Source organism: Nostocoides jenkinsii Ben 74, from assembly GCF_001046875.1.
Taxonomy (GTDB): Bacteria; Actinomycetota; Actinomycetes; order Actinomycetales; family Dermatophilaceae; genus Nostocoides_A; species Nostocoides_A jenkinsii.
The window spans coordinates 1,728,139-1,749,311 of the sequence record NZ_HF571038.1 but is presented as its reverse complement, the minus strand read 5'-3'; the positions used below and the strand labels follow the sequence as shown (position 1 = coordinate 1,749,311).

Below are 21,173 nucleotides of genomic sequence, written 5' to 3'. Positions count from 1 at the left end.
CGGCCGCGCTGACGGCTGGCGTTGCTAGCTAGCCGGAAGCCGGTGGTGGCGCTGCAGAGCCGCAACCACGTTCTCGAAGCGTGCCTGCGAGATCTGGCCACCGATGCGGCGCGCGCTCGCGGGTGAGAGCCGGACGATCCGGTGCAGCGCTGCCTCGGACGGGCGACGGCGGTGGTCCCAGTCGCCGGCGCCGATGTCGATCCAGTAGCGACCTTCGCCAGCCTCCTGCGCAGCGTCACGGTCGTGATCCTTGCTGGTCAAGGGCAGGGCGAGCAGCCACGGTCCGTCATTCCCGATCACCAGAACGGGTCGGTCCTTGGATCGGGTGTGGTCCTCTTGGAAGGGCACCTCGGCCCACACAACCTCGCCGGGATCCGGCAGCTCATCGCGCCGTGGCGTATAGCTCAGCGGCGGCAAGGGCCCGGTGAAATCGCCGGGATAAGCGCTGGCTGCATCGCTGGCGAACTCCCCGCCCTGTCGTTTAGCCCTCCTGGCGCCCGGCCGATCTGCCCGAACTGACGGCACGGTGGAGCGTGCCTGGTGCGGGCGCGGCCGGATCCGCAGTATCCGGGCGAGGCGAGCCAGGACCTGATCCATCACCATCGCGCCATCACGTCCGGACTTCCACCATCCGCTTGTCCCGCCGAATTCAGCTTCACGGCACGCACCTCACGAGCCAGGGGGCATCGGCCCCGGACCTGGCAGACCGGGGTGGACGGGCGGCATACTCAGCTGCTTGGGCTCTCGCGGCCGCCAGAGCAACCGGCCGGGCGCGGAGCGGTCCCGCAGCGCGTGAGCGCGCCACGCGAGCACCGGGTGCGAGGCGAGCGCGTTGACTACCCAGACGAAGAAGCCCTTCTCTGTCTCGGCGCGATCAGCGATCGCGTTGATGTCCACGGTGGGGTTGAGGTACTTGCCGATCGCGAGGGTCTGCATCGCCGGCGCGGACCCCTGCGGACAGAAGGCATAGCCGAAGTTGTCGGCGGTGTACTCCTGGCTGCGCGAAAAGACCGGCCGCACGAAAGGCACGATCTGCGCGCCGAAGGTTCCCAGCCAGCGCCAATAGGAGGCGTGACCTGCGGCGATATGCCCGACCTCGTGCCCGACGATGAAGCGCAGGGCATCGGGATTCTTCAATCGGCCGCCGACCTCGAAGAGGTCGCTGTAGATGAAGATGAACCGCCGGAAACCGTGCCCGGACGCGGCGGCGTTGATCATGCCATTGCCGAGCACGACATAGGCATCCGGCGCCATGCGCATCCCGAAGGCCGTGGCCGCCTCCTGCACCATGGCGAAGGCCTCGGGATATTGCGTCGGCGTGACCTTGACCGCGCCGAGCCGCATCTTGGCCATCAGGTGGCCTCGGGCCAGCCACAGCAACACGGGCGCGAGCGTGAAGAGCAGCGGATAGGTCCCCGGCGTCTCGTCATGGCGGAACGCGTCGATGACGTAATAGAGCGAGAAGCCCATCACCAGCAGCGATGCCACGATCGCGGCGATCAGCGTCAGATTCTCCAAGGGATGCCGCAGGGCGCCGCGGATCTCCCGGCGACGCCGCTCGTCGTGCATCGGCATGGCAGGCACCATGCCGTGCGGCGGCATGGGCGGGGGGTGGATCGACATACATCCTCCTGACTGATCCCCTGAACGGCTCGTGGTTCCCGATCATTCCGTACGCCGCCGACAGCCCCCTGACGCTCGCAGGCGCAGGCATAGACGGGCGCACATTCCCGCCCATTGCCGGAACCTGGACCTACGCAACGGATCATTACCGTTGCCTATGTCCAGGTTCTCTCCCATGACCCCGGCAGATCCGTAGCCGGACAGGGTTGTCGGCCCGGCGTGGGAGACTTGGGATTCAGTCCCACCCGTCCCGGCTCGAAGGATCGAATCCACGTGTCACCCCGCGCCCGCGCCGCGCTGCAGCCGCACGCCACGCCGCCGGAGTTGATCCGCAACTTCTGCATCATCGCCCACATCGATCACGGCAAGTCGACCCTTGCCGATCGGATGCTGCAACTGACCGGCGTCGTCGACGAGCGCGCCATGCGCGCGCAGTATCTCGACCGGATGGACATCGAGCGCGAGCGCGGCATCACCATCAAGTCCCAGGCGGTGCGGATGCCGTGGGAGTTGGACGGGACGACCTACGCGCTGAACATGATCGACACACCCGGGCACGTCGATTTCACGTATGAGGTGTCCCGCAGTCTCGCCGCCTGCGAGGGGGCGGTGCTGCTCGTCGACGCCGCGCAGGGGATCGAGGCGCAGACGCTGGCCAATCTCTATCTCGCGATGGAGAACGACCTCACCATCATCCCGGTCCTGAACAAGATCGATCTGCCCGCCGCGCAGCCGGAGAAGTATGCCGCGGAGCTCGCCGGGCTGATCGGGTGCGATCCCGAGGACTGCCTGAAGGTGTCCGGCAAGACGGGGGAGGGTGTCGAAGAGCTTCTGGCACAGATCATTCGGCAGTTCCCGGCACCGGTCGGCGACCCGGATGCGCCCGCGCGCGCGATGATTTTCGACTCGGTCTATGACACCTACCGCGGCGTCGTGACCTATGTCCGGGTGATCGACGGCAACCTCAATCCGCGCGAGCGGATCGTGATGATGTCGACCAAGGCACAACACGAGCTCCTCGAGATCGGCGTCATCTCCCCGGAACCGGTGCCGGGCAATGGACTTGGCGTGGGCGAGGTCGGCTATCTCATTACCGGCGTGAAGGACGTGCGCCAATCGCGCGTCGGTGACACGGTCACCAACTCGAGCAAGCCGGCCGCGGCGGCGCTCGGGGGCTACCGCGACCCCAAACCGATGGTGTTCTCCGGTCTGTATCCGATCGACGGGTCGGACTATCCCGACCTGCGCGAGGCGCTCGACAAGCTCAAGCTCAACGACGCCGCCTTGGCGTTCGAGCCGGAGACGTCTGCTGCGCTGGGCTTCGGCTTCCGCTGCGGCTTCCTCGGGTTGCTGCACCTGGAGATCGTGCGCGAGCGGTTGGAGCGCGAGTTCGGCCTCGACCTCATCTCCACGCAGCCCAATGTGGTCTATTCGGTGACGATGGAGGACGGCGGGGTCGTCACGGTCACCAACCCGAGCGAGTTCCCGCACGGCAAGATCAACGAAGTCCGCGAGCCGGTCGTCCGGGCCACCATCCTCGCGCCGAGCGAGTTCATCGGCGCGATTATGGAGCTCTGCCAGGGCAAGCGCGGCACCCTGCGCGGGATGGACTATTTGTCCGAGGAGCGCGTCGAGATGCGCTACACCCTCCCGCTCGCCGAGATCGTCTTCGACTTCTTCGACCAATTGAAGTCGCGCACCCGCGGGTATGCGTCGCTGGACTACGAACCCGATGGCGAGCAGGTGGCGGACCTGGTCAAGGTCGACATCCTGTTGCAGGGCGAGGCAGTCGACGCGTTCTCGGCGATCGTGCACAAGGACCGGGCCTATGGCTACGGCGTGATGATGGCCGGCAAACTCAAGGAACTCATCCCGCGGCAGCAGTTCGAGGTGCCGATCCAGGCCGCCGTCGGGGCCCGCATCATCGCCCGCGAGAACATCCGCGCGATCCGCAAGGACGTCCTGGCCAAGTGTTATGGCGGTGACATCAGCCGCAAGCGCAAGTTGCTGGAGAAGCAGAAGGCCGGCAAGAAGCGGATGAAGAACATCGGCTCGGTCGAGGTGCCGCCGGAGGCCTTCATCGCGGCGCTGACCGCGGACTCCACGGGCTCCGAGAAGTCCAAGAAGTAGGCCGAGGATGAGCGCACCTGCCGGCTGGTACGCCCAGCCCGACGGCTCGCAACGCTATTGGGACGGCGGCGGCTGGACCGCGTCGACGGCCCCCGGCTCCACCCCGCAAGACCGACCGGCCGATGCGACCGGTCAGGTCTATCCGTATGCCGCGCAGCCCACCCCCTATGCCGCGCCCACGAATCCGTATGCCGCCCAGCCCGGCTATGCGGTCGCGCCGAAGAGTCCGGGACTCGCCGTGCTGGCGTCCTTCTTCCTCCCGGGCCTGGGTTCGATGATCAACGGCGAGGTCGGCAAGGGCGTGGCCATCCTGCTGCTCTACTTGGTGAGCTGGCCGCTGATCCTCGTGCTGATCGGCATACCGATGATGTTCGGCATCTGGATCTGGGGCATGGTCGACGCCTACACCGGCGCCCAGAACTGGAATCGCCGCCACGGCATCTGGAGCTGACCGGCCCCACCCGACCCGCCGCCCCGCCGCCCTCCTTCCGAACTTGAGCACGCCTTAAGAGCTTGAGCACGCCTTCCAGGGCGTGCTCAAGTTCGGAGGGGGCCTAGTCTGCGCAGATGGCCGATGTGGTCGAGGAGTATGCCGAGGCGGCCCTCCCCGCTGCCCTCCGGCCATACGTCGCGAGCCTGACGGGATATCGCTTGTCGGGGTTCGCGCCCGGAACCCATGTTGGTATGCCGTCCCGCCACCTCACCCTCATCCTGGCCCTCGACGACGGAATCACCTTGTCCGGCAACACTCTCGGCAGCACTCGGGTGCGCTTCGACGCAGTTGTCGCGGGCCTGCATACGGGTCCGGCGAGGGTGCACCATGAGGGGGAGCAGCGCGGCATACAACTGGCATTGACGCCCCTCGGTGCGCGGGCCCTCCTGGGTGCCCCGGCGGCGGCGTTCGCCGGTGACGCTGTCTCACTCGACGACGCGATGGGGTCGGTCGGACGGCGCCTGCGGGAGCGTGTGGGCGCGACCACGTCGTGGCCTGACCGGTTTGCCCACGTCACCGCAGGTCTGAGCGAGATGCTCGATCCCGACGCGCGAGTCGAGAGATCGATGGCGGCCGCGTGGGGGTTGCTCACGTCCCGGCACGGGCAGATATCGGTCGAGGACGTGGCCCGCGAGGTGGGCTGGAGCCGACGACACCTCAGCAGCCGCTTCGCCCGCGAGTTCGGCCCGAGTCCGAAGGCGCTCGCCCGAGTCCTGCGATTCGAGCGGTCGCGCGCCCTCGTTGGACGTATGCCGCTGTCAGACATCGCGATTCGGTGCGGCTACGCCGACCAGAGCCACCTCGTGCGCGACTGGCGGCAATTCGCCGGGGCCAGCCCGACGCAGTGGCTCCGCAATGACGCGCTTGCTCGCGTCTGACTCACGTCACCCCGTCGCGCTCACGTCACCCCTTCGCGTCCACGTCACCCGCTCTAGGGGGTGACGTGAGCGGATAGGGGTGATGTGAACGGAAAGGTATGACGTGAGCGTGGTTCAGGCGACCGGCTGGCGCAGGATCGTGCGCAGCTTGTCCGGCGCGGTGCGGCGGGCATCGCTGAGGTAGATCTCGTGGTGCTTGCCCCGCAAGCTCAACCCGTTCTCCGGGACAAACCCGTGGTGCAGGCGGTCGAGAACGGGACCTTCCGCGTCATACGGCCCGAGATGGAGCGTCTGGACGCAGCGACCCTCGTCGAACGACTCTAACCGGAGTTTGTCCAGCAGGGGTGCGGTGCCCTTGCGGGCGACACGCTCCCGGACAGAGTCGAAATGCTCGGGCGTGAGCCACGGGGGGATGAGGTTCAGGACCGTCCAGTCCCAGCGGGACTTGTCGCGGCCCGTCGTGAAGGCACCAAAGTCGTCCGCCCACCACAGTGCCTCCAGCGGCATCACGGTGTAGTCGCGCCCAAGGTCGTTCTTGGACAAGAACTTCAGCCCATAGGCGACGGGATACAGGGTCGCGAGCGACTCCGCATACGCCGAGGCCGTGTTCGGGTCACCGTGACCGTCAATCATGAGGAACTGCGCCGGCGCCACCGTGACGATGTCGAAGCGCCCGGCGCGCGCGGCATACGTCCCCAGATCGCGTTTCAGGTCTGCCTTCATCGCGCTCCTCCCTGCCAGGAGACCAGTCTGACGCGAGTAGTTCCCATTCGTCCAAGACGGCCGAGGCCGCGGCGCGAGAGAGTGGCCACATGAACGACACCGATCACAACATCTGGCCGTCCCTGGTCTACACCGACGCCGCGGCGGGGCGGGCGTGGCTGGAACGACTGGGCTTCCGTCCGGGCATCGTCGTCCCGGGCGACGCGCCGGACGTCATCCATCACAGCGAGATGGTCTGGCCGGAAGGCGGCCGGGTGATGGTCGCGACCGCGGGGAAGGCCGCCGGCGAGTTCGGGGGAGTGCCCGGCACGATCGGGGTGTATGTCGTGACGGCCCACCCCGACGAGGTCGCCGGGCGCGCGGAAGCACTGGGTGCCCCATTCGTCCGGCCGCTGCGCAGCGAGGACGACTACGACTCGCGGGGCTTCAGCATCCGCGACCCGGAAGGCAACGTCTGGAGCTTCGGCACCTACGCCGGCAGTTAGCGCAAGCGACGTCCTCGGAAGGCTCAGCCGCGCAACTTAGCGCGCAAACCAGCCACCTGCTCCGTGGACCAGCCCTGGGCGCGCAGCCACCCCGCAGCCCCGCCGAAGTCGTCCGTCAGCAGTCCCAGCAGTGCTTCCATCGCGCTGGCTACCGGAACCTGCTCGGCGATCGGCTTGTCCCGCAACGACTCTCGATAGGGATCGCGGTCCATCAGCCGGTCCATGATGCGCTGGATGCGCTCGCCCGACAGCACATAGTCGGCGATGATCTCCTCCTGAGGCACCCCCGCAACGGCCAACGCAATGCCGACGACCGTCCCGGTGCGGTCCTTGCCGGCGGCGCAGTGCACCACGGTCGCGCCGGCGGCGGTCGCGATGACCGAGAGCGCGCCCGACACCGAGTCCGGCCGGCCGGTCAGGTAGCCGCGATAGTGCTGACTCCAAAAGTTCGGGTCCTTCGGACGCGCCACCCCCGCCGGGTCTGCGGCCAGAAAGCCAGGCGCATCGATGCCCGGCGCCTCCTCCCGGATGAAGCTGTAGTGGTGATGCCGCAATGACGTCGCGCGCAGCGGCCCGTGGCCCGTGGCGTGAACTTCCTTGTGCGAGCGCAGATCCACGACGTCCGACACGCCGAGATCCGCCATCAAATAGCGCACCGACCCCGGGCTAAGATCCTGCAGGTTGTCCGAGCGAATCAGGCGGCGGGAGCGCACCACACCGCCGTCGGCGGTCGGCAGGCCCCCGACATCGCGCATGTTCACCACGCCGGCCAGGTCGATCCACCGCTCCATGGCGCCAGCCTAGGTGGGCAAAAGGTGAGGGCCTCGGAAAGTATGAGTTTCCGAGGCCCTCGTCGATCTCGACCGAAGTCGAGGTCGATGCACCAGCCGAAGCCGGTACGGTGATAGCGACCGAGGTCGCGATCGGAGTCATCGGCCGAAGCCGAGACAGAATCGAGCCGAAGCTCGATCACGATTCCGGCGCCGAAGCGCTGGAATCGGGTGATGCAGAACAAGTTCCGCATCGATCGGGCAATCCCGAAGGACTGTCCTTCGCTCCCGCCCGGAGGCGTTTGCGATGGGTTATTCCTACCCCGAGAACCCACCTCCGGCAACGCTTAGCGCCCACCCAATGTCAGAATTTTTCCGCGAACGGCGTGTCGTGCTGGACACGCCGCGTCCGGTGTTACTCACGTGACGACCCGCGGCGCCACCTGGAGTTCGTGGCCTCCGGAGGTCGCTGGCATCATTCCCGTATGCCGCCCAGCGCCCTCCCCGACGGTGACCCCGCCCCCGCGGATGGCCGGCTCCCAACCGCCGCGCTCGGCGGCGTTGCGGGGATCGCGGCATACGTCCATGTGCCTTTTTGTCGGGTCCGGTGCGGCTATTGCGACTTCAACACCTACGCCCCCGGCGAACTGACCGGGCCGGCCGGAGCCACGGCAACCTACGAGGTCGCACTAGCCCGCGAGGTGGACCTGGCCGCCGCCGTCCTCGCGCCCGCCGGCACGCCGAGGCTCACGAGCGTCTTCGTCGGCGGCGGCACCCCGACCCTGCTGCCGAGCGACCATCTCGCCGCCCACCTAGCCCGCATCACTGACCGCTGGCAGCCGACCGACGACATCGAGGTGACGACCGAGGCCAATCCCGACTCCGTCACCCCAGAATCGTTGGCGCAGTTGCGATCCGGCGGGTTCACCCGGATCAGCTTCGGCATGCAGTCCGCGGTCCCGCACGTGCTGGCCACCCTCGAGCGCACCCACGACCCGGCCAATGTCGCTGCCGCGGTCGCTGCCGCCAAGGCCGCCCGACTCGACGTCTCCGTCGACCTCATCTACGGCACCCCAGGGGAGTCCCTCGCGGATTGGCGCACGAGCCTCGACGCGGCCATCGCCCTCGAACCCGACCACATCTCGGCCTACGCCCTCGTCGTGGAGGAGGGCACGAAACTCGCAGCCCAGGTTCGCCGCGGCCGGGTCACTATGCCCAACGACGATGACGAGGCCGACAAGTACGAACTCGCCGACACCCTGCTCACCCAAGCCGGCTACGACTGGTACGAGGTCAGCAACTGGTCTCGACCCGGCAAAGAGTGCCGGCACAACCTGGCCTACTGGGAGGGCGGAGACTGGTGGGGGTTCGGCCCCGGTGCCCACAGCCACGTCGGCGGCATCCGTTGGTGGAATGTGAAACACCCTGGGGCGTATGCCGATCGGCTGGCCCGCGGGGTTTCCCCGGCCGCCGCGCGGGAGACCCTCACCCCCGACCAGCGCTATGACGAGGAAGTCCTCCTCGGCATCCGCCTGGCGAGCGGCCTCCCGGTGGCGCGCCTCGACGGGGCGGGGGTCACGGCCATACCGGCGCTGGTGCAGGACGGTCTCGTGACGGACGTCCCCGCAGACGCCGACCGCCCTCGACGAGTCGTGCTGACTCGTCGAGGGCGGCTGCTCGCGGACACGGTCGTCCGCCGGCTACTGGGCCTGGCGGCCTGACGGGGTTACTGCACGAAGTCTGGGCTACTTCACGAAGTCGGGGCTACTTCACGAAGTCAGGCGTCATCGGCGGCTTGTACCACTCGCCGTTGTTGGCCTTGACCGCCGCGAGAGCGTGCAGGACGCAGCCCCAGATCGCGACCGCGATCAGGCCGAGGACGCCGATCGGCGACAGGATGATCGTCAGGATCATGATCCAGCTGATCACCACGCCGATGCCCATCGCGATCTGGATGTTGAGTGAGTTCGCGGCGTTCTGACGCACGAACGGGCCACGGTCCTTGTACATCAGATAGATCACCAGCGACGCGACGAACCCGAGGGTCCCGGCGCTGAGGATGAAGAGCGCTAGCGGCACGACGTGGGACAACGTTGCCCACGTGCGCTCCTGCTGCGGCGACAACGGGCCCGAGCCACCGATGTCCCCCATCGTGCGCTCGAAGTTGGTCTGACCGGCCGGCGGCGTGCTCTGGTAAGCCGGGTCACCCTGCGGGTACTGGCTCATGTCTGGTCTCCCTGCTGCGGCGGCCCGGGGACCCTCCCCGGCGGCGCTGCTGACACCAAGTCAACCGCACGACGGTCCCGAAAATTGCCACATTCAGGGGTATGCCGCGCCCTTCCCGGGGGTAGTCAGGGTCGGACCGGAGGGGGGACCGTCATGAAGTCGATCAACTCCTCGACGCGACCGGAGAAGGCGGGCTCCAGATCGGCATACGTCCGCACGCGCCCGAGGATCTGTTTCCACGCCAACCCCAGATCCTCGGTCGTCGTATGGGGGAGCCCCAGCGCGGCGGCGATCCCCGCCTTCCACTCGACGTCCCGGGAGATGGTCGGCCAGGCGGTCAGCCCTACGCGCTGCGGGCGGACGGCTTGCCAGACGTCGACATAGGGGTGGCCGACCACCAGCACGGTGTCGTCGGGGAAGCGCGCGCTCGCGGCAGCGACGATCCGGGACTCCTTGGAGCCGGGGACGAGGTGATCGACCAATACCCCCGCCCGCGCGGTCCGGGTCGGCCCGAAATCCGCCAGGGCCGCGGCGAGGTCGTCCACGCCGTGGAGGACCTCCACGACGACGCCCTCGACGCGCAGGTCGTGGCCCCACACCTTCTCCACGAGTTCGGCATCGTGGGTGCCTTCGACGAAGAGCCGGGAGGCGGCCGCGACGCGCGCCTTCGCCCCGACCACCGCCCGCGATCCGCTGGCCGAGCGCACGGGTCCGGCGGCTGCCGTCGCGGCGTTCGCCCTGGTCAGCACCACCGGGCGACCGTCGATGAGGAAGCCGGGTCCGAGCGGGAACGAGCGCACCCGGCCGTGTCGGTCCTCCAGCACGACCACCTGGCGCCCACCAATTGGCTCGACCCGCAGCACCGCGCCGGTCCAGCCCGTCTCGCGGTCCTCGACCACCAGTCCCAGCTCCGCCGGGACCGTGGCCACCTCGGCGGCGCGCGGGCGGCGCCAGTCGCCGGCAAGCGGGTCGGATCCGTAGCGGCTGCTCACCGCGGCAGCGTATGCGACCGGTTGCGCCGGACGTCCCCGGCGCGCGACGTAGAATTGGCAGTCTCCCGAGTCGAGTGCCAGCACCGAGGTCGAGTGCTGGCGAGCCGGACCGGGGGATCGACCGCCGACAACGACTGCCGACAACGACTGCAGGCAAGGACTGCCGGCCAGGACCGCCGACGAAGGGAGGACGCTCGTGAGCCAGGACCGACGACTCGCCGTCCTCGGGGCGATCGTGCACGACTACGTGCATACGAGTGAACCCGTCGGCTCCAAGGCCCTGCTCGACCGCCACCAATTCGGCGTCTCCGCCGCCACCATCCGCAACGACATGGCTGCCCTCGAGGAGGAAGGCCTGATCGTCGCGCCGCACACCAGCGCGGGCCGGGTGCCGACGGATGCGGGCTATCGCCGCTTTGTCGACCGATTGAGCCAGGTCAAGCCGATGAGCCGCGCCGAGCAGGCGGCGATCGCCCAGTTCCTCGCCGGCGCCGTCGACCTTGACGATGTCGTCGATCGGACCGTTCGACTCCTGGCCAGCCTGACCCGGCATGTCGCGGTCATGCAGTACCCCTCCCTGACGAGGTCGAGCGTCCGGCACATCGAGTTGGTGCCGATCCCGGCGGGCCGGCTGATGGTGGTGCTCATCACGACCACCGGCCGCGTCGAGCAGCGGATCATCGACGCTGGCCTCGATGTCGAGGCGGAGGGCGAGTTCGTCGCCGACCTGCGCGCGCGCCTCAATGAGGCGGCCGACGGACACACCCTGGTCGAGGCGGGGGAGCAGCTCGCGGGCCTCGCCGATCAATTCGCGGTCGAACGGCAACCCGCGGTGCGCGCGGTCGTCGCGACCCTGGCCGAGGTGCTCGTCGAGGAACGCGAGGAGCGCGTCGTCCTCGCCGGGACCGGCAACCTGATGCGTGCGCCCGCCGACTTCTCGACCTCTCTTGAACCCGTTCTCGACGCCTTGGAACAACACGTCGTGCTGTTGAAGTTGTTGTCCACGGCGGCGAATGCCGGCGAGCACATCGCGGTGCGGATCGGGCACGAGAATCCGTATGCCGAGCTGCACTCGACCTCCCTCGTCACCACCGGCTACGGCAGTGGAGCGCAGTTGGTCGGCGGTCTCGGGGTCGTCGGACCGACGCGGATGGACTACGGCGCGAGTATGGCGGCGGTGCGCACCGTCGCGGCATACGTCTCGGAATTGCTCGGCGAGTGAACTGCACGAACCAGACAGGACATCGGTGAACGACTACTACAGCGATCTCGGAGTCTCGCGCGACGCGAGCCCCGAGGAGATCAAGAGTGCCTACCGCAAGTTGGCGCGCAAACTGCACCCCGACGTCAACCCCGGCCCCGAGGCCGAGGAGAAGTTCAAGACGATCTCGCAGGCCTATGACGTGCTCGGCGACCCCGAGAAGCGGCGCAGCTACGACATGGGATCCGACCCCTATGGCGGTGCGCACGGCGGCTTTGGCCAGGGCTTCTCGTTCAGCGACATCATGGACGCCTTCTTCGGCGCAGGGGCCGCGGGGGCCACGCGTGGTCCTCGTCCCCGGGCGGCCCGCGGGCAGGACGGCCTCGTTCGCCTCGGTATCGACCTGCGCGATGCGGTCTTCGGTGGCGAGCGCGAGCTGACCATCGAGACGGCGACCGTCTGCAGCACCTGCCATGGCGACGGTGCCCAGCCGGGGACGTCCCGGCGCACCTGCGACGTCTGCGGCGGGCGCGGCGAGATCCAGCAGGTCCAGCGCAGCTTCCTCGGTCAGGTCATGACCAGCCGGCCGTGCAACGCCTGCCAGGGGTATGGCGAGGTCACCCCCAACCCGTGCTTCGAGTGCTCCGGCCATGGTCGCGTCCGGACCCGGCGCACCATGACGATCGGTATCCCGGCCGGCGTCGACACCGGCACCCGCATCCACCTCGCCGGCGAGGGGGAGGTCGGTCCCGGCGGCGGTCCGGCCGGCGACCTGTATGTCGAGGTCAGCGTCGAGCCCGACCCCACCTTCCAGCGTCGCGGCGATGACTTGCACGCGAGCGTGCAGGTGCCGATGACTGCAGCCGCGCTGGGCACGACCTTGCAGCTCGACACCTTCGACGGGGCCCAGTCGATCGACATCAAACCCGGCACGCAGGCCGGCGAGGCCCTGACGATGCGCGGCCTCGGCGTCACCCGGCTGCGCACCAAGAACCGCGGTGACCTCATCGTCCATGTCGACGTGCGCACCCCGACCAGGCTGGACAGCCAGCAGGAGGCGTTGCTGCGCCAGCTCGCCGAGCTGCGCGGCGAGGACCAGATGCAGGGGCGGCTCGGGTCGACCGATCAGGGCATCATGGGCAGGCTCCGGGACGCCTTCAAACCGCGATGACGCGTCCGCTGTTCTACACCGAGATCGGTGAACTCGACTCGCTCACCCGGGGAAGCGCCTTCGTTCTCGGCGGCGCCGAGGGTCGGCACGCGGCCACCGTGCGTCGCCTCACCCCGGGCGAGGACGTCTGGCTCGCCGACGGCGCCGGGGTGCGGGCGGACGCGCGGGTCGTGGCCGCCGCGGGCGGTGAGCTCCGGGTCGAGATCGAGGCGGTCAGCCGCCTGGAGGCGCCCACCTGCACCTTTGCCCTGGTCCAGGCACTGGCGAAGGGCGACCGCGACGAGCAGGCCATCGAAGCCGCGACGGAGTTGGGCGTCGACCGCGTCGTGCCCTGGCAGGCAGAGCGGTCCATCGTCCAATGGCGCGGCGAGCGCGCGGAGAAGTCCCGGCGCAAGTGGGTCGACACCGTCCGCGCGGCCGCCAAGCAGAGCCGCCGCGCCACCATCCCCGCGGTGACCGATGTCGTCACGACCGCCGGGCTCGCGCCGCTCATCGCCCGATCCGTGGCCACCTTCGTGCTCCACGAGGATGCCCGTATGCCGCTGGCGAGCCACCCGCTCCCCGCCTGCGGTGAGGTGCTGGTCGTCGTGGGTCCCGAGGGGGGCATCTCCGAAGCCGAGCTCGCCACCCTGACCGGGGCGGGCGGCATACCCGTGCGGTTGGGGGAGGGTGTGCTGCGCTCCTCCACCGCCGGCCCCGCCGCCCTCGCCGTCCTCAGCGCCGCCTCCCGCTGGGCGTAGCCGTCCCCGCACATATTTCATCGCATGGGCTCAAGACTCTTGCCAGAACGTACGCAATAGCGTACGTTAGGCGCGAAGGAGTCGAGCATGACTGCAGTGAGCGCAACATCGGCCAGGGCCAACCTGTACCGGTTGATCGATCAAGTGAATCAGGATTCGCAGCCGCTGACGATCACCGGACAGCGGGGCAACGCCGTTCTCATTGGGGAAGACGACTGGCGAGCGATTCAAGAGACCTTGTTCCTGGAGTCCGTCCCGGGTCTGGCCGAATCCATTCGCGCTGCACGGCGCGAAGGTGTCCAGGCTGCTTCGAGCGAACTCGACTGGTGACCGACGCTGAATGGACCGTTGTCTATTCACGGCAGGCGCAGAAGGATGCTCGCAAGTTGGCGTCCTCCGGCCTTAAGCCCAAGGCTCTCAAGCTGCTCGCTCTGGTGGCGCAGGATCCGTTCGCCACACCACCTCGCGTCGAGAAGCTCGTTGGCGATTTGGCTGGCTGCTACTCCCGACGGATCAACATCCAGCATCGGCTTGTTTATGAGGTGTTTCCGGACGAACGCATCGTCCATGTGTTGCGCATGTGGACCCACTACGAGTGAGTCCCGCCTGGATACGGCTCGCCCGTCCGGGCGCCGGGGCGGCGCTCTAGCCCTCGGCAAAGACGTCGAGCATGGTGGTCACGACGCCCAAGGTGCTGCCGTCCTTGGCCGAGGGATAGCCGACCGACAGGCGATAGGTCCCGGCCGGCAACCCGGCCAGATCGAAGCCGAAGCCGCGCTCCAGGGGTGAGGTGCCAGCGCCGGGGTCTTGGTCCGCTATGGCCGTGCCCCGGGCCACCTCGGCGCCGCTGGCGAGGTCGCTCACCCACCACACGAGTTGGCCTTCGGGAACAGCCGCAACGCCCGTGACCGGAATGGTGTCGCCAGGCGTGATGGGACCGGGCCCGGGCCGCGTGAGGAGCACCGGGGCCAGCTCCGTCAGGATGGCGTCGCTGTTCGGCCGGTCGTATGCCGCGCCCGCCGGATAGCGCCCCAACAAGACTTGCGTCCGTTGCTCGACCCGGAAGGTCACTGGGACGCGGCCTTTGCCATACGCCGCCTGGGCCGTCCACACCAACAGTTGGCGCGCCATCAGCGCCAACTCCGCGTCGGCAGGATCGGTGAGTTGGGATCCGGGGCCGGACAGCGTCACGGTGATCAGGTCGGGCGTCGCCGAGACATCCACAATGCCGACGCTGCCCCAGGGCGACGGCAGTCCGTCCACGCGGGTGCCGGGGCCGATCGCGTACTCCAAGGCGGCCTGCACCCGGGCGGCGGGGGTGTCTGACCCGGGCAGCCCCACCGACAAGAACGTCCGGCCGAGGCGCCAGTGCTCCCCGTCGTCCGTGGCGATACGCACGAGCACATAGGCGGGCAGGGTGACGGGACCGCCGGCAGAAGTGGAACTCGAACTTCCCGAGGTCCTGGAGGTCACCGACGCCGAGGCTGTTTCGGAGCTCGGTGGGCTGGCGGCGGAGGTAACCAGGCTCGACGAGCTCTGGCCCGGCGTCGACGCACCCACGCCCCCACCAGGCGGTGCCCAGGGGCGGTTCGCCGCGGCGATACCGCCCACCACGATCGCCCCGACGGCCGCAGCCGAGCCGAGCGCCAGCAGCCACGACCGGCGCGGCGCCACCGGAGCCGTCGCCCGCGACCGGACCTCCGCCAACCGATCGCCGGGCGTGATCGAGGCGGCCTCGCGCGAGAGTGCGGCGCGCAAGGCCGCCTCGATCGGGTCGTCGGGCCCGGAGCCGTCTGCTCTGGCGCCGCCGGGAACACCGGCATCGTGGGGACCCTGGGGACGCGTCATCGGGGGTCGTCCTTCGCTCCGGGGGCGGGTACTTGGGCCGCCAGTTGCGCGCGTAGCGCCGAGATGGCCCGACTGGCGTGCGCCTTCACCGAGCCGGGGGAGATCTCCAGGGTGTCGGCGATCTGCGCCTCGCTCAGGTCGAGCCAATAGCGCAGCACCAGCACCTCGCGCTGCCGACGAGGCAAACTGTCCAGCGCCCGCAGCATCGCCGCATCCCCGAGCGTCCCCAGCGCCACCTCATCGGCGCCCGGCGACGTCAACCGGGTCGCCTCCTGCGCGGCCTGCACCGCCAGCTTTTCGTGCACGACCTTGCGGTGCCGCAACACGGATCGGGCCCCGTTGACCACGCTGCGCCGCAGATAGGCGACCGCGCGATCCTGATCGGCGAGGTCGTCCCAGCGCCGATGGATCGAGATCAGGGCGTCCTGCACCACATCCTCGGCGACCTGCTGATCGCGCACAAGAAGGTAGGCGAGGCGCACCATGGGGGCCCACTGCGCGGCATACAGCTCCGTGAGGGCGGCGTCGGCGGAGCGACGGATCCCCACCCTGGGTATGCGCGCCACGGCCACCATTGTCACAACCTCTTCACGCGCGGGGCCCGAGCCCGGTTGACCGGCTAGGTTTTCGGCATGAGCGACTGTCTGTTCTGCAGGTTCGTGGCGCGCGAGATCGAGCCAGCCGTGGTTGCCGAAACCGACCTGAGCCTCGCCTTCAAAGACATCAACCCGCAGGCACCCACGCACGTGCTCGTCGTCCCCAAGCGGCACGTGCCGAATGCGGGGGCGCTCGCGGCATACCCAGAAGAACTCGCCGACGTGATCGACCTCGCCCGGACGGTCGCCGAGCAGGAGGGACTGGACTCCGGATACCGGCTCGTCTTCAACACCGGCGCAGACGCCGGCCAGACGGTTTTCCACGTCCACTGCCACCTGCTCGGCGGGCGGCAATTGAGTTGGCCGCCGGGCTGAGCCAACCTAGACTTGCCGGACCCATGACTGATCAGCCCACCCCCACCGACGGCGCGCCACCGCACGCGGTCCCGACGCACACCGTCGTCATCCCCTCATCCGTCTCGATGGTCTCCCTCCTCGGCCCGCGCGACGAACTCCTGCGCACCATGGAGCGGGCCTTCCCCAAGGTCGAGATCAACGTGCGCGGCAACGAGTTCCGGATGGTCGGGGCGCCCGATGACGTCGCCCTGATCGAGCGCACCATCGACGAACTCCTCGTTGTCATCGCGGCCGGACAGCCGCTCAATCGCGACGCAGTCGAGCGCTCGATCTCGATGTTGCGCAACCGGACTGCCGAGCGCCCGGCCGATGTGCTGACGATGAATATCGTGTCCAATCGCGGCCGCACCATCCGGCCCAAGACGCTGAACCAGAAGCGCTACGTCGAGGCCATCGACAAGCACACCGTCGTCTTCGGGATCGGCCCCGCGGGCACCGGCAAGACCTACCTCGCCATGGCAAAGGCCGTCGCCGCGCTCCAGGCCAAGCAGGTCAACCGGATCATCCTGACCCGGCCAGCGGTCGAGGCCGGGGAGCGCCTCGGCTTCCTCCCCGGCACGCTCAACGACAAGATCGACCCCTACCTGCGCCCGCTTTATGACGCACTCCACGACATGGTCGACCGCGACTCGATCCCGCGCCTGATGGCCGCCGGCACGATCGAGGTCGCGCCGCTGGCCTATATGCGCGGCCGGGCCCAACCCCTCGACAGCCAGGTGCTGACCCCCGACGGCTTCCGCCGCTTCGGTGACCTGCGGGTCGGTGATCTCGTGGTCGGCTCCGACGGCCGCCCGACCCCCGTTCTCGGGGTCTACCCGCAGGGCGTCAAGCCGGTCTTCCGGGTCACCTCCGAAGACGGCGCCTCGACCGTATGCTGCGGCGAGCACCTTTGGCAGGTCACCACCTCGACCGATCGCCGCGCCGGAACGACCCGCGTGGTCACCACTGCTGAGATCGCGGCGGCGTTGCCGCACATGGAGATTGGGCTACCCGTCGTCGCCCCGGTCGAGTTCCCCGAGCGGGACATCCCCACCGATGCGTATGCCGTTGGCTCCCGCCTCGTGGGCCAGCGCGCCTTAGGTGGGTCGGGCCTGAGCGGGTCGGGCGTCGGCGGGGCGGGCGTGGGCGGGGCGGGCGTGGGCGGCTCGGGCGTGGGCGGGTCGGGCGTGGGCGGACACGGCGGCACGCTCCTCGCCGACATCTCGCGCGACTACTTCCACAACAGCATCGCGGTCCGCACGGCCTTGCTCCAGGGGCTGCTGGACGCCGGCGGCGAGCCGGTCCCGGCCCCCGACGCCACTCTCCGCGTGCGCTACGCGGCCCCCAACGCGCAGGCGCGCGACGATGTCGTCTTCCTCGTGCGCTCACTGGGCGGGCTCGCGACGGTGCGCGACACCGGCCGGGCCGACCGGCACGTCGTGGACCTTCGCCTGCCCCCCGAGATCGTGCCCTTCCGCGCAGATGGTGAGTTGTCGGCATACGTCCCGACGCGGGTGCGCCGACCCGAGCGGCGGGTGGCCTCCGTCGTGCCGGTGGGCGAGGCCGAGACGCAGTGCATCCAAGTGGGCGCGGCCGACTCGCTCTATGTCACCGACGATTTCCTGGTCACCCACAACACGCTGAACGACGCCTTCATCATCTTGGATGAGGCGCAGAACACCTCGCCGGAGCAGATGAAGATGTTCCTGACCCGGCTGGGGTTCGGTTCCAAGATGGTTGTCACCGGTGACGTCACTCAGGTCGACCTGCCCGGCGGGACGATGAGCGGGCTGCGCGTGGTGCAGGACATCCTGCAGGGCATCGAGGATGTCCACTTCTCGATGCTGACCTCGATCGACGTTGTTCGACACCGGCTCGTCGGGGAGATTGTCGACGCCTACGGCCGGTGGGATGAACGCCAGCCACGTCCCGGCAGCCACGACCGTCGTCCCCGCCCGGTCAAGGCGCCGTCGGAGGCCAAGACGCGGTCGGATGTCAAAGCGCAGGCGGACGTCAACGCACCCTCAGGCAAGGAACGCTGATGAGCATCGAGGTCCTCAACGAGGTCGGTTATCCGGTCTCCGAGAGCGAGTTGGGGCAATGCGCGCGCTATGTGCTGGAGCAGATGCGCGTGCACCCGCAGGCGGAGATGTGCATTCGCCTCGTCGACGAGGACACGATGGCCGTCCTGCACGAGAAGTGGATGGACCTGCCGGGTCCCACGGACGTCATGAGCTTCCCGATGGACGAGTTGCGACCTGGCCGTCCGGGTGAGGACCCCGAAGAGGGCGTCCTCGGCGATATCGTCCTGTGCCCAAGCGTTGCTGAGCGGCAGGCGAGCGAGGCCGGGCACGCCCCAATCGAAGAAATGCTGCTCCTGACCACCCACGGCATCCTGCATCTCCTCGGCTACGACCACGCCGAGCCCGAGGACGAGAAGGAGATGTTCGAGCTGCAGCGGCAGTTGCTGCTGACCTTCCTCGCCCAGCGCGGCCGCCGCTGATATGGCCACACGCCTGATCATCGTCGCCCTGATCGGGGTTCAACTCGCGTTCTTGTTGGCGTTGGTCGAGGCGGCGGTGCTGCGCACCTCTCGGAAGCGAGCGGAGGAGCTCGCCGGCGAAGGGCGCGCGGGATCGGCTGCGCTGCAACGGATTCTGGGGGACAGCGCGGCATACGTCTCGGTGGCGGTGTTCTTGCGCACGACCTTCGAGATGGCCGCCGCGGTCTGCGCGACGCTGGCCATCGCCTCCCTGGTGGACGGGTTCTGGCCGGCGCTGCTGATCTCGATCGCCGTGCTGGCGGCGGTGTCGTTCGCGGTGGTCGGCGTGTCGCCGCGCACGCTCGGGCGGCAACACTCCGATGCCGTCGCCCTCGCCGGGGCTCCGGTGCTGGTCTGGTGTCGGCGTCTGCTCGGCCCGTTGTCCCGGTTGTTGGTGGCGATGGCCAATGCGGTGACGCCGGGGCGCGGTTTCCGGGATGGGCCGTTCCAGAGCGAGTCCGAACTCCGGGACCTGGTCGACATCGCCGGCGAGAGCGCGCTGATCGAGGACGAGGAGCGCGAGATGCTGCACTCCGTCTTCGAACTCGGCGACACCATCGCCCGTGAGGTCATGGTCCCGCGCACCGACATGGTCTGCCTGGAAGTCACCAAGAACGCGCGCCAGGCCATGGCGCTGTTCAACCGCTCGGGCTTTTCGCGGCTGCCGGTCATCGAGGACGGTCCCGACGACGTCGTCGGCGTCATCTATTTGAAGGATGTCGTGCGCCTGATGACCGCCGAGGCGCTGGATCTGCGCACCGTCGCGGTGGCGACGATCATGCGCCCGATGCCGTTCGTCCCCGAGTCCAAGATGGTCGATGACCTGCTGCGCGAGATGCAGCGCGACTCTGTGCACATCGCCGTCGTCGTCGACGAATACGGCGGGACCGCCGGCGTCGTGACGATCGAAGACATCCTGGAAGAGATCGTCGGCGAGATCGATGATGAGTATGACCGCGAAGCCCCCGGCGTCGAGGACCTCGGCGACGACCGCTTCCGGGTCCCCGCAGTGATGTCGATCCACGACTTCGCCGAGGAGTTCGACCTCGACCTCGACGACGAGCACGAGGTCGACACCGTCGGCGGCCTGCTCGCCAAGGCGATCGGGCGCGTGCCGATCCTGGGGTCGCGTTGCGAGATCGGACCGTATGCCGTGACCGCCGAACGCATGGCTGGTCGCCGACACCGGGTGGCCTCCGTCCTGGTCGAGCGGCTGCCGTCGGTCACCGGCCCGGACGGTGAACTCCTGCCCGACGCCAGTCGGCACGAGCGAGGCAACCACAGCAAGGCATTGGAGGAGAGCCGATGAGCAAGCGGGAGCCGAGCCGGGGCAGTGACGGCGCGCGCAGTGACGGCGCGCGCAGTGAAGCTCGAGCCGGCGATGGCGGGAGCACCGGCTACCGGGCCGGGTTCGCGTGCCTGGTGGGCCGGCCCAACGCGGGCAAGTCCACGCTGACCAACGCCCTGGTGGGGGAGAAGGTCGCGATCACCTCGGCGAAGCCGCAGACCACGCGGCATACGATCCGAGGCATTGTCACGCGCCCCGAGAGCCAGTTGATCCTGGTCGACACCCCTGGGCTGCACAAGCCGCGAACCCTGTTGGGGGAGAGGCTGAACGACCTGGTTCGGGCGACCCTGCTGGACGTGGACGTGGTCGGGTTCTGTCTGCCGAGCGATCAGCGCATCGGCCCCGGCGACTCGTTCATCGCGGGCGAGCTGACCGAGCTGATGAAGGCCAAGCGCACCCCGGTCGTCGCGCTGGCCACCAAGACCGATCGCGTCGACAAGGTACGGCTCGCCGAGCACCTGATCGCCATTGATCGCCTTGGCGACTGGGCGGCCATCGTGCCGTGCTCGGCGACGAAGGGTGACCAAGTCGACGACGTGCTGCGCGTACTCAGCGGCTACCTACCCCCGTCGCCTGGTCCCCTCTATCCCGAGGACGTGCTGACCGACGAGGACACGGACACCCGGATCGCGGAGCTGGTGCGCGAGGCCGCCCTCGACGGCGTGCGCGATGAGCTGCCGCACTCGTTGGCGGTGGTCGTGGAGGAGGTCGTACCGCGCGAGTCCACGGGCAAGCCGATGCTGGACGTGCGCGTCAACGTCTTCGTCGAACGCGACAGCCAGAAGGCCATCATCATCGGCCGGGGCGGGTCGCGGCTGCGCGAGGTCGGCACCGCCGCGCGCGCGGGGATCGAGGCGCTGCTGGGCCAGCGGATCTACCTCGACCTGCGCGTCAAGGTCGCCAAGGACTGGCAGCGCGATCCGAAGCAGTTGCAGCGGCTGGGGTTCTGAGCCTGGGCGTTCTGAGTCTGGACGTTCTGAGTCTGGGCGTCTCGATTGGGCGGGACGGGCC

22 protein-coding genes and 2 pseudogenes are annotated in these 21,173 nt (G+C 68.7%); 16 read left to right on the top strand and 8 right to left on the bottom strand.

Annotation, left to right across the window (positions count from 1 at the left end):
* Positions 1-24: 24 nt before the first annotated feature.
* Both BN13_RS08140 and BN13_RS08135 read right to left on the bottom strand, forming a co-directional pair.
* Positions 25-597 carry a type II toxin-antitoxin system PemK/MazF family toxin gene (locus BN13_RS08140; RefSeq protein ID WP_084733937.1) on the bottom strand — a complete coding sequence of 191 codons (573 nt, stop codon included), beginning with the start codon at positions 595-597 and terminating at the stop codon, positions 25-27.
* A gap of 72 nt (positions 598-669) precedes the next feature.
* The gene (locus BN13_RS08135; RefSeq protein ID WP_235433980.1) at positions 670-1,623 is read right to left on the bottom strand and encodes a M48 family metallopeptidase; all 954 of its coding nucleotides are present in this window, start codon (positions 1,621-1,623) and stop codon (positions 670-672) included.
* A 273-nt stretch (positions 1,624-1,896) separates the two neighbouring features.
* Here BN13_RS08135 and lepA point away from each other — a divergent pair, with 273 nt between their 5' ends.
* The 3 genes from lepA (at position 1,897) to BN13_RS08120 (ending at position 5,124) form a co-directional block, all read left to right on the top strand.
* Positions 1,897-3,753 carry a translation elongation factor 4 gene (gene lepA / locus BN13_RS08130; RefSeq protein ID WP_048545907.1) on the top strand — a complete coding sequence of 619 codons (1,857 nt, stop codon included), beginning with the start codon at positions 1,897-1,899 and terminating at the stop codon, positions 3,751-3,753.
* A gap of 7 nt (positions 3,754-3,760) precedes the next feature.
* Positions 3,761-4,204, top strand: a complete 444-nt coding sequence (locus BN13_RS19210; RefSeq protein ID WP_048545905.1) for a DUF2510 domain-containing protein — start codon at positions 3,761-3,763, stop codon at positions 4,202-4,204.
* A 116-nt stretch (positions 4,205-4,320) separates the two neighbouring features.
* Positions 4,321-5,124, top strand: coding sequence for a helix-turn-helix transcriptional regulator (locus BN13_RS08120; protein ID WP_048545903.1), 804 nt, complete (start codon positions 4,321-4,323; stop codon positions 5,122-5,124).
* A 114-nt stretch (positions 5,125-5,238) separates the two neighbouring features.
* On the opposite strand, the gene BN13_RS08115 is transcribed toward BN13_RS08120, so the two are convergent.
* Positions 5,239-5,847, bottom strand: a complete 609-nt coding sequence (locus BN13_RS08115; RefSeq protein WP_048545901.1) for a GyrI-like domain-containing protein — start codon at positions 5,845-5,847, stop codon at positions 5,239-5,241.
* A gap of 89 nt (positions 5,848-5,936) precedes the next feature.
* Between BN13_RS08115 and BN13_RS08110 the strand changes: the two genes are divergently transcribed.
* Positions 5,937-6,332, top strand: a complete 396-nt coding sequence (locus tag BN13_RS08110) for a VOC family protein (protein WP_048545898.1) — start codon at positions 5,937-5,939, stop codon at positions 6,330-6,332.
* A gap of 23 nt (positions 6,333-6,355) precedes the next feature.
* Here BN13_RS08110 and BN13_RS08105 read toward each other — a convergent pair whose 3' ends face one another.
* Positions 6,356-7,123 (bottom strand): tyrosine-protein phosphatase, encoded by a 768-nt coding sequence (locus tag BN13_RS08105; protein ID WP_048545896.1) that lies wholly within the window; start codon positions 7,121-7,123, stop codon positions 6,356-6,358.
* Between the two features lie 464 nt (positions 7,124-7,587).
* Between BN13_RS08105 and hemW the strand changes: the two genes are divergently transcribed.
* Positions 7,588-8,823 carry a radical SAM family heme chaperone HemW gene (hemW, locus tag BN13_RS08095; RefSeq protein ID WP_048545892.1) on the top strand — a complete coding sequence of 412 codons (1,236 nt, stop codon included), beginning with the start codon at positions 7,588-7,590 and terminating at the stop codon, positions 8,821-8,823.
* 43 nt (positions 8,824-8,866) lie between these two features.
* Here the strand turns inward: hemW and BN13_RS08090 are convergent, their stop codons facing one another.
* Together BN13_RS08090 and BN13_RS08085 are read right to left on the bottom strand one after the other, a co-directional pair.
* Complete coding sequence (locus BN13_RS08090; RefSeq protein WP_235433979.1) at positions 8,867-9,328, bottom strand: DUF4870 domain-containing protein; 462 nt, start codon at positions 9,326-9,328, stop codon at positions 8,867-8,869.
* Positions 9,329-9,453: 125 nt separating this feature from the next.
* On the bottom strand, positions 9,454-10,320 hold the full coding sequence (locus BN13_RS08085; protein ID WP_048549001.1) for a DUF3097 family protein: 867 nt from the start codon (positions 10,318-10,320) through the stop codon (positions 9,454-9,456).
* 196 nt (positions 10,321-10,516) lie between these two features.
* Between BN13_RS08085 and hrcA the strand changes: the two genes are divergently transcribed.
* From hrcA to BN13_RS08060, 5 genes are all read left to right on the top strand, one after another.
* Entirely contained in the window at positions 10,517-11,542 is a 1,026-nt protein-coding gene (gene hrcA / locus BN13_RS08080) for a heat-inducible transcriptional repressor HrcA (RefSeq protein ID WP_048545889.1), read from the top strand.
* A 25-nt stretch (positions 11,543-11,567) separates the two neighbouring features.
* A complete protein-coding gene (gene dnaJ / locus BN13_RS08075; RefSeq protein WP_048545887.1) occupies positions 11,568-12,692 on the top strand; it encodes a molecular chaperone DnaJ in 1,125 nt (374 codons plus the stop codon).
* Positions 12,689-13,432, top strand: a complete 744-nt coding sequence (locus BN13_RS08070; RefSeq protein ID WP_048545885.1) for a 16S rRNA (uracil(1498)-N(3))-methyltransferase — start codon at positions 12,689-12,691, stop codon at positions 13,430-13,432. The genes dnaJ and BN13_RS08070 overlap by 4 nt, the downstream gene beginning before the upstream one ends.
* Positions 13,433-13,519: 87 nt before the next feature.
* Positions 13,520-13,762, top strand: a complete 243-nt coding sequence (locus BN13_RS08065; RefSeq protein WP_048545883.1) for a type II toxin-antitoxin system Phd/YefM family antitoxin — start codon at positions 13,520-13,522, stop codon at positions 13,760-13,762.
* Positions 13,759-14,031, top strand: a complete 273-nt coding sequence (locus tag BN13_RS08060) for a Txe/YoeB family addiction module toxin (RefSeq protein ID WP_048545882.1) — start codon at positions 13,759-13,761, stop codon at positions 14,029-14,031. Before BN13_RS08065 ends, BN13_RS08060 begins: the two co-directional genes overlap by 4 nt.
* A gap of 46 nt (positions 14,032-14,077) precedes the next feature.
* Here BN13_RS08060 and BN13_RS08055 read toward each other — a convergent pair whose 3' ends face one another.
* Positions 14,078-15,280, bottom strand: coding sequence for a hypothetical protein (locus BN13_RS08055; RefSeq protein WP_048545880.1), 1,203 nt, complete (start codon positions 15,278-15,280; stop codon positions 14,078-14,080).
* Entirely contained in the window at positions 15,277-15,846 is a 570-nt protein-coding gene (locus BN13_RS08050; RefSeq protein WP_235433978.1) for a SigE family RNA polymerase sigma factor, read from the bottom strand. Before BN13_RS08050 ends, BN13_RS08055 begins: the two co-directional genes overlap by 4 nt.
* 66 nt (positions 15,847-15,912) lie before the next feature.
* Between BN13_RS08050 and BN13_RS08045 the strand changes: the two genes are divergently transcribed.
* The 6 genes and pseudogenes from BN13_RS08045 (at position 15,913) to era (ending at position 21,112) form a co-directional block, all read left to right on the top strand.
* Entirely contained in the window at positions 15,913-16,251 is a 339-nt protein-coding gene (locus tag BN13_RS08045) for a histidine triad nucleotide-binding protein (protein ID WP_048545875.1), read from the top strand.
* A gap of 23 nt (positions 16,252-16,274) precedes the next feature.
* Positions 16,275-16,988: pseudogene (locus BN13_RS19970) on the top strand (PhoH family protein); the annotation flags it as partial.
* Between the two features lie 918 nt (positions 16,989-17,906).
* A pseudogene (locus tag BN13_RS19965) lies at positions 17,907-18,314 on the top strand (PhoH family protein); the annotation flags it as partial.
* Entirely contained in the window at positions 18,314-18,775 is a 462-nt protein-coding gene (gene ybeY / locus BN13_RS08035) for an rRNA maturation RNase YbeY (RefSeq protein ID WP_048545873.1), read from the top strand. The pseudogene BN13_RS19965 and the gene ybeY, both read left to right, overlap by 1 nt.
* Before the next feature lies 1 nt (position 18,776).
* Positions 18,777-20,123, top strand: a complete 1,347-nt coding sequence (locus tag BN13_RS08030; protein WP_048545871.1) for a hemolysin family protein — start codon at positions 18,777-18,779, stop codon at positions 20,121-20,123.
* Positions 20,120-21,112 (top strand): GTPase Era, encoded by a 993-nt coding sequence (gene era / locus BN13_RS08025; RefSeq protein WP_084733639.1) that lies wholly within the window; start codon positions 20,120-20,122, stop codon positions 21,110-21,112. The genes BN13_RS08030 and era overlap by 4 nt, the downstream gene beginning before the upstream one ends.
* Positions 21,113-21,173 lie beyond the last annotated feature (61 nt).

Bases quoted from the DNA above. Each gene is read 5' to 3' on its own strand.
- BN13_RS08140 (WP_084733937.1), bottom strand. From the start codon at position 597: ATGGATCAGGTCCTGGCTCGCCTCGCCCGGATACTGCGGATCCGGCCG.
- BN13_RS08135 (WP_235433980.1), bottom strand. From the start codon at position 1,623: ATGTCGATCCACCCCCCGCCCATGCCGCCGCACGGCATGGTGCCTGCC.
- BN13_RS19210 (WP_048545905.1), top strand. From the start codon at position 3,761: ATGAGCGCACCTGCCGGCTGGTACGCCCAGCCCGACGGCTCGCAACGC.
- BN13_RS08120 (WP_048545903.1), top strand. From the start codon at position 4,321: ATGGCCGATGTGGTCGAGGAGTATGCCGAGGCGGCCCTCCCCGCTGCC.
- BN13_RS08115 (WP_048545901.1), bottom strand. From the start codon at position 5,847: ATGAAGGCAGACCTGAAACGCGATCTGGGGACGTATGCCGCGCGCGCC.
- BN13_RS08110 (WP_048545898.1), top strand. From the start codon at position 5,937: ATGAACGACACCGATCACAACATCTGGCCGTCCCTGGTCTACACCGAC.
- BN13_RS08105 (WP_048545896.1), bottom strand. From the start codon at position 7,123: ATGGAGCGGTGGATCGACCTGGCCGGCGTGGTGAACATGCGCGATGTC.
- hemW (WP_048545892.1), top strand. From the start codon at position 7,588: ATGCCGCCCAGCGCCCTCCCCGACGGTGACCCCGCCCCCGCGGATGGC.
- BN13_RS08090 (WP_235433979.1), bottom strand. From the start codon at position 9,328: ATGAGCCAGTACCCGCAGGGTGACCCGGCTTACCAGAGCACGCCGCCG.
- BN13_RS08070 (WP_048545885.1), top strand. From the start codon at position 12,689: ATGACGCGTCCGCTGTTCTACACCGAGATCGGTGAACTCGACTCGCTC.
- BN13_RS08065 (WP_048545883.1), top strand. From the start codon at position 13,520: ATGACTGCAGTGAGCGCAACATCGGCCAGGGCCAACCTGTACCGGTTG.
- BN13_RS08055 (WP_048545880.1), bottom strand. From the start codon at position 15,280: ATGACGCGTCCCCAGGGTCCCCACGATGCCGGTGTTCCCGGCGGCGCC.
- BN13_RS08045 (WP_048545875.1), top strand. From the start codon at position 15,913: ATGAGCGACTGTCTGTTCTGCAGGTTCGTGGCGCGCGAGATCGAGCCA.
- ybeY (WP_048545873.1), top strand. From the start codon at position 18,314: ATGAGCATCGAGGTCCTCAACGAGGTCGGTTATCCGGTCTCCGAGAGC.
- BN13_RS08030 (WP_048545871.1), top strand. From the start codon at position 18,777: ATGGCCACACGCCTGATCATCGTCGCCCTGATCGGGGTTCAACTCGCG.
- era (WP_084733639.1), top strand. From the start codon at position 20,120: ATGAGCAAGCGGGAGCCGAGCCGGGGCAGTGACGGCGCGCGCAGTGAC.